Origin of the sequence: Clostridium sp. AM49-4BH, assembly GCF_003478335.1 — a bacterium.
GTDB lineage: Bacteria > Bacillota > Clostridia > Lachnospirales > Lachnospiraceae > Butyribacter.
In genome coordinates this window covers 1-3,819 of the sequence record NZ_QUFB01000095.1, presented here as the reverse complement: position 1 = coordinate 3,819, position 3,819 = coordinate 1, and the positions used below count along the sequence as shown (strand labels likewise).

The 3,819-nt window shown below is 39.0% G+C and carries 2 protein-coding genes; both read right to left on the bottom strand.

Features of this window, described 5'->3' with window-relative positions:
* Positions 1 to 2,045 (bottom strand): cellulase family glycosylhydrolase (locus DW981_RS14235; protein WP_118508206.1); only part of this gene is annotated, 2,045 nt, incomplete at its 3' end.
* 433 nt (positions 2,046 to 2,478) lie between these two features.
* Entirely contained in the window at positions 2,479 to 3,612 is a 1,134-nt protein-coding gene (locus DW981_RS14230) for a leucine-rich repeat domain-containing protein (protein ID WP_118508205.1), read from the bottom strand.
* Positions 3,613 to 3,819: the final 207 nt, after the last annotated feature.

Below are 3,819 nucleotides of genomic sequence, written 5' to 3'. Positions count from 1 at the left end.
GTTGGTGCCACTGTTGGTGCCTTTGTTGGTGCTACTGTTGGTGCCTTTGTTGGTGCTGCTGTTGGTGCCTTTGTTGGTGCTGCTGTTGGCTGAACATCACTGCCACCATTAATACCGGACACCTCAAAGTTCATGGTTACCTTATTCGTTGTCTGGTAATTTACATTATTGAAATATGCCTTGTAATTTGCATTTTCCACAGTTACGTTGTTTACATGTGTATTCGCCCACACATTAATAAATGAGAAATTAAAGACTGGACAGATCAATCCATCATCTGATGCTTTCTGTGAAACATCATACGTAAATTTTCCATTTTTCATGGTATATTTCTGTCCGTTAATTTCAAATGATGTTACTTTCAAAGTTGCTTTGTCAAATACAGATGCCTCATCATCAGCAACATTGATATCTTTGATATACAAAGAACCAATATTCTGCAACTGACTCTTAGTCGCATCTAAGGACAAGGAGAATTTTCCTCCTTCTGAATAAATATCAACATATTCATCACTGATGACTGACTGCCAGCTTGCTGTCTCTAATAAATATAATTTCGCACGTACATAGTTGGCCTGTGGTACCGTCACCTTACAGGTTGCTTTGTATCCTAATGGAACAGATGCAGTGATCGTACAAGTTCCTGCTCCTACTGCACTTACCTGACCTTTGGAATTAACGGCAGCTACTGACTCATCACTGGAGCTCCAAAGAACTTTATCCTTGCTGTCCGATGGTGTTAATGCTGCTGTAAGCTGCTGTTTTTCATCACCAATGTGAATTGTCAACTCGCTCTTGTTTAACTGAATGCCTGTTGCCGTTGCGGACTCATTACCACCATACACTTCCATCATAGCGTCCATCAATTCCTGATGAACAACCTTGTTGGAATAACGGTCAATGATTGCAAAACCATAGTCTCCGTTGTATCCATTGTCCCAAGCTACCGGGATCAATCCATACTGCTTTGCATAATAGCAGACTTTCTGATAATACTCTGCACGGCAAACTTTATTCTGGCTGTCATAACTTGCTTTATTGATGGCACCAAATTCACCGATCACCACAGGATATCCCTGTGAAACGAATTTGCTGGACATCTTTTTGAACTGAGATGCCATATAGGACTCATCACCCCAGCTTGCTCTCTTCGAATAATCCGTAATACTGTCTCCCCACTGTGTGGTTGCACCGGACTCTGTTCCACAGAAATCCCATGGATCATAATAATGTACAGAGATCATAATTCTTTTTTCGCCTGATGCAATCTTAGAAGACAGATAATCATCGGTAGGAAGTGCAAATCCGTAATTCTCCGCCGTGTAATCAATATTGGTATTCCATCCCGGAATCAATAACCATCTCTGATCATTGTTTCCACCGGTTTTTCTTACGGTGTCCACAAAAATCTGATTGTAGGCATTTATATTTGCATAAGCCGTTCTGCTAGGTGTTCCATAAGTTCCATCAAATTCTTCATTCATGGACTCAAAGATCAGATGCTCATCATAGTTTTTGAAACGATCTGCAATCTGCTCCCAGCACGCTTTATATTTTGCTTTGATCTTGGTCTGATCAGAACTGCCGCATAATAACCAGCCACCTGTTACTGTCGTATAACCGTCTCCATGCATGTTGACAATTGCATACATATCATTGTCAACGCAATAATCAACAACCTGCTGTACTCGATCTAACCAAGAAGAGTCGATCTTGTATCCATTGTTGTCGTCAATCATGCTAAGATAGGATACCGGAATACGGATAGATTTAAATCCTGCGTCTTTGGCTGCCAAAACTAAGTCTTCTGTTAATTTTGGATTGCCATATGCTGTTTCATTCGGTGTTCCGGAACTTGCAGCCTCCAATGAGTTACCAAGGTTGTAACCTACACCCATCGCCTCTGTAATCTGCGATTGATTAAGGTTGTTAAATGTTGTGCCGGCGGCTTCCGCCGTTTTGGCTGTCGTTGTTGGAATTGACAGCGAAGTTGCGACCATTGCCATACTCATGACAATAGCAAGTGCTTTTTTACGAAAAGCCATAATCCTTCTCCTTCCCGGCAGATTGAGAAACTTGTGCGTTTTTTGTGACAAAATAACATAAATCATCACCAAAAAATATGAATAGAAATCCATAAGAAATACCGATACTTTCCCAATATTTATACCGATAAATCCCAAAAAATCCACATATTTTTGATATTAATTCATGAAAAAAGAAGCAAACACATTAACGATATCCGTCACCATCACGTACAATAAAAAGACATCCTTTGTCCCCACAAAAAATGTCTTTCTACATCCCAATCACGCCCAATACATTATCGAAATAACTCCCCCATGAGTTATTTCTTTTGCTACGAAAACTATCTTAACATTTTCGTAGTAGTATTGCAACATGATTTTTAAAATTTCATGTACAATTTTTACAAAAATATATTTTAATTATATATTTTATTATGCATATTGCAAGATATTAAGATGCTTTTTGGGGATAGCATACTTCGTTTCCCTTTCTCTTATAAAGCACCCCGGCTTTCACGTAATATATCGGATTGGCATTATCCACCTCAAAAGTGATCTGCTGCCCCAAATCGTCTATGAGTGTCGTAAGCGGTCCGGTAGCATTCTTCCCAAGCTTTACCGTAATTGGTCGGTAATCATATTCCGACTTGCTATAATTCATTTTTTTCGTACAAAGCAGAAAGATTTCTCCCAAATTTAATCTGCATAATATCGTCAAAGAACGCAATTCTTCGTTTGCCATAAACGCACAATTTCCTACAGATACCAGTTTTTCCGGAAGAGTTACACTTTGCAGCCTGCAGGCATAAAACGCATTGCTGCCTATTTTTCTAAGTGCACTGTCAAAGGCAAAGTTGGTCAATCCATCGGCTTCATAAAAAGCCATCTGTCCTATCACTCGAAGTTTTTTGCCGCCGGTAACTGTCTTGACTGTTGAATACTGAAATGCGTACTCTCCAATAGTTGTTAGCTTTGAAGAAAGCTGAATTGATTTCATATCCGCTGCATAAAATGCATACGGTGCGATCGTCGTCACCTTATCGGATAACTTATAATTGACGACACTTTTGCCCGAAGGATATATGTAAATTGTCTTTTTGTCTTTCGAATACAATACACCTTTTGATGATGAAAAGTTACGATTCTTTTTATTTACAGAAATCTTTTTTAAGGTTGTACTCCAGCCTTCATAAGCTCCATTGACACGAACTGGGCTTGCATACTTAATCTTTTTAAAAGATTTTGGCAACGATATCTGCTTGATGCCCTCCATTGCAAAATATCGATAATCGACCTGCGTAATCCCCTCTCCAAATTTAATCTTCGTAAACACCGGCAATACAGAATCTTCCGAGCACGGCCACTCATAACTGCTCAGTGATTTGTCATAAAACCCGGTAATTTTAGCATATCCCTTTCCAGTTATCGTTAATGTTTTACTCTTTTTATTGTATGTCCATTTCACCCCACTGCATACTTTACCGCTCGGCTGCTTTTTCTTTGTCTTGGCATCTGCTGTCATTGTCATAGTCAACGCTGCCATCAGACAAAGCGTAACTATTGCTAACTGTCTCCATTTTTTCATAAAAATCACTCCCTTCTTATGATTGGTAGTGTCAAAAGACTACCTCTTTTTTGTTCTAAAACCTTTATTTTAGGGAGTTTGCAAACAAAAAGAGCAATCCCCCCTATTTTCTGGTATAATGTCAATCGCCAAACCAACAAAACAAGAAACGAGGTTATTGCTCATGGACATTATACTTTATTTATTAAATTACATCAATTACCAACG

Bases quoted from the DNA above. Each gene is read 5' to 3' on its own strand.
- DW981_RS14230 (WP_118508205.1), bottom strand. From the start codon at position 3,612: ATGAAAAAATGGAGACAGTTAGCAATAGTTACGCTTTGTCTGATGGCA.